This window comes from Sporosarcina soli (assembly GCF_042655805.1).
Taxonomy (GTDB): domain Bacteria; phylum Bacillota; class Bacilli; order Bacillales_A; family Planococcaceae; genus Sporosarcina; species Sporosarcina soli.
The window spans coordinates 1-3031 of sequence record NZ_JBHSNO010000014.1 but is presented as its reverse complement, the minus strand read 5'-3'; the positions used below and the strand labels follow the sequence as shown (position 1 = coordinate 3031).

The following is a 3031-nucleotide window of genomic DNA, read 5'->3' as shown; positions in this document are numbered from 1 at the left end:
TGTGTTTACAAATAGAAAAATAGGAGTTGAAATGCAGATATCTTAAAAAGGGGAAGCCAATGCAATTGTGCAAAAATTATTCTAATACATAAAGCGCTCAAATAACTTCCGCAGGCGCTTTATGTAACTTCTAAGTGATCAATCTCCCGTCACAGCGCTCAAAGCTACTACCAAACGATCATCCCCCATTTCATTCGCTCAAACTCTTCTTTAAGCGCTCAAAAGCCCCTCCTAGTGATCAATCCTCTGTCTTAGAGCTCAAGGTAACCTTCAAGTGATCAATCCCTCGCTCTAGTTCTCAAACCTATATTCAAGTGATCAATTTTCACCCTCAAGCGCTCAAAGTACCTCAAAAGTCAAAATAACAACTTTTATACACTCTAATTCATTGCCACTAGGAAGATTTTTTGATTCTACCTCCTAATTTGAAAATAAAAGTAAAATGACAGTAAGCTAAAGCTTTCGAAGGAAATGAATAATTGAAGAGGCATTGTTTATAACACTTGTGCGTATTTTAAAAAATGATTATAATTTATTTAACCAGTGGTCAAAAGAGGGAGAGAAATAATGTCTTCTCACAAATCGAATTCTAGAGAATTGACGAAAGCATTGATTTTACAAAAAGCTCGTACGTTGTTTGTTGAAAAAGGTTTTCAGGAAGTATCTATGCGCAGCATCGCTAAAGAAGTCAATTGTACGCACGGTGCACTTTATTACCATTTTAAAAATAAAGCGGAATTATTTTATGCAATTGTAGAAGAAGATTTTTCTACACTAAATAATCTACTGGAAGAGACTGTTCAGGGATCAGAAGGCAATTCGGAGAAGCTGACCGCCATTTTTCTTTGCTTTATTGAATTTGGTTTGAATAATCAAAGGCAGTATGAATTTATGTTCGTTGCAAGGAATAGCGAAGTGGACGGTTTATCACAAGAGGCAGCTTTCTTGAGTTATCAAAAATTTGCTGAGGCTGTGCAAGCTTTATCAAGGAAACGGCTGGAAATCAGAGATATTTGGTCGGCGTTTTTAGCCTTGCATGGATTTATTGTCCATCATCGTGGATTCATTGATAATTATGAGGAGGCAAAGGTGTCGGCTGAAGCTCATGTTGATTTTATCTTAAAAGGTTTAACTTGATTCAGTATTCATCCCACACTTCCATAATTGACGGGATGAATGCCAGAATGCTTTTCAATCAGAGGGAGTCCAACCCCCTTGTAGCTAACGCTTCGCTTTCAGTATAAAAAGATTTGCTGAATTGATGAACTCAGGCTAAGGTCGCCGCGTCCAGAAAGTGCCTTAATTTCTGCAAAAAAACGCTGAAATACGGCAAATCGAACCCTTTGTTGTTCGATTCACAATTCAAAATCTGGACGCAGTTACGCCGAGACGTAATTGAGTTTCGGTAGGTGGAAGCTCTGGATCACTTGAAGGTTTAGAGCCCACCAATTTTTTAAACTTCTATTAACCACTGGTCAATAAAAGGAGGGAATATCTATGAAGAAAGCGTTAGTTTTGGGAGCATCAGGTGGAATGGGATATGCATTAGTGACAGAACTTGTTTCTCGAGGAATTGACGTCGTAGCATTTGCGAGGGGAAGAGAAAAATTAGATGAACTTTATAAGGAAGAATCAAAGGTATCAACTTTTAGAGGAAATGCATTGGTGGAAAATGATGTAGCCCAGGCTGCCGAAGGAGTAGACGTTATTTTTCATGCTTTGAACTTTTCTTATGAAGAATGGCATGAAACGCATCCAGTATGTATAGATATCATAATCCGTGTGGCGGAAGCGCAGCGAGCAAAAATTGCTCTTGTAGATAATATATATGCCTATGGGGCACCACAAAACAAAAAAATAACTGAAGACATAAAGAAAGATCCACATACGAAAAAAGGAAAGATTCGTTTGAAAATGGAAAATGCATTGATGGCAAGTAATATTCCTTCCTTAATTGTGCATTTCCCGGATTTTTATGGACCACATGCAGGTAATACAATGCTGCATGAAACGCTTAAAAATGTAGTTCAACATAAAACAGCTAATTTTGTTGGCAATACTCACGTAAAAAGGGAATTTCTTTATACGTTTGACGGTGCAAAAGCAATGGTGGAGCTTGCCCTACGGGATAATGCTTACAATCAGAATTGGAATATCCCAGCGATACATCCGATTACAGGCGAGGAATTAATTAAAATTTTGCGTGAAGAAGTAGGGTATGAGAGATCTTTCAGAACAATATCTAAAACAGTGATACGCTTCATTGGATTATTCCAACCTTTTATGAGAGAACTTGTGGAAATGATGTATTTAACAGAAGCCCCCGTAATTTTAAGTGGTGAAAAATACGAGCACGAAATTGGACCAATACCAGCCACATCATATAGAGAAGGAATAATGAAAACGCTGAATTGGATGAAAGAACAAGATCCACAGGCAAAGCAAATAAGCAAACCAATCCATCAATAGAAAGATTTGACGAAGCATAGGAAGCTCCGCTTGTAGTATCTAATTAAACAAGCGGAGTTTATAGTGTTCTCAAGTATTGGCAAATTCGAATTTTCTTTTGCTACCGATATAAATTGGAATGGTACAAAAGTGCGGATTGCTACAAGTAGGAACTCATAGCAACTCTTTATCATGTCATTTTAATAAGGCTTGTTGTATGCTTTTTTAAAATTAGTATTGCAATAGGAAAGACATGCTGGTATAGTAAAGAACGTTGCGCTTCCGGTATACGGAAACAACGAAAAAAGTTTTAAAAAGTTATTGACTTCTATCCGACGAAGAGTTATGATAGAAAGCGTCGCACTTCTGGTGTACGAAACAACAACAAAAGAAATTAAAAAAGTTGTTGACATCGAACCGGTAAAGTGATAAGATATAAGAGTTGCTGCTGAAACGTAGTAACGATATGAACCTTGAAAACTGAACAGCAAAACGTTAACAAATACAGTTTGTCGAACCGACTCTGTCGAGGACACAAACACAAACGAATCTTCGGATTCAAAGTCAGCAAGAAATGAGCTAT

Annotated in this window: 3 protein-coding genes; 2 read left to right on the top strand and 1 reads right to left on the bottom strand. The window is 37.4% G+C overall.

Annotation, left to right across the window (positions count from 1 at the left end):
* Positions 1-567: 567 nt before the first annotated feature.
* Both ACFPRA_RS18895 and ACFPRA_RS18890 read left to right on the top strand, forming a co-directional pair.
* The gene (locus tag ACFPRA_RS18895) at positions 568-1137 is read left to right on the top strand and encodes a TetR/AcrR family transcriptional regulator (protein WP_381438134.1); all 570 of its coding nucleotides are present in this window, start codon (positions 568-570) and stop codon (positions 1135-1137) included.
* 360 nt (positions 1138-1497) lie between these two features.
* The gene (locus ACFPRA_RS18890) at positions 1498-2469 is read left to right on the top strand and encodes an SDR family NAD(P)-dependent oxidoreductase (RefSeq protein WP_381438131.1); all 972 of its coding nucleotides are present in this window, start codon (positions 1498-1500) and stop codon (positions 2467-2469) included.
* Between the two features lie 179 nt (positions 2470-2648).
* Here ACFPRA_RS18890 and ACFPRA_RS18885 read toward each other — a convergent pair.
* On the bottom strand, positions 2649-3031 hold a 383-nt coding region (locus ACFPRA_RS18885), incomplete at its 5' end, for a hypothetical protein (RefSeq protein ID WP_381438129.1).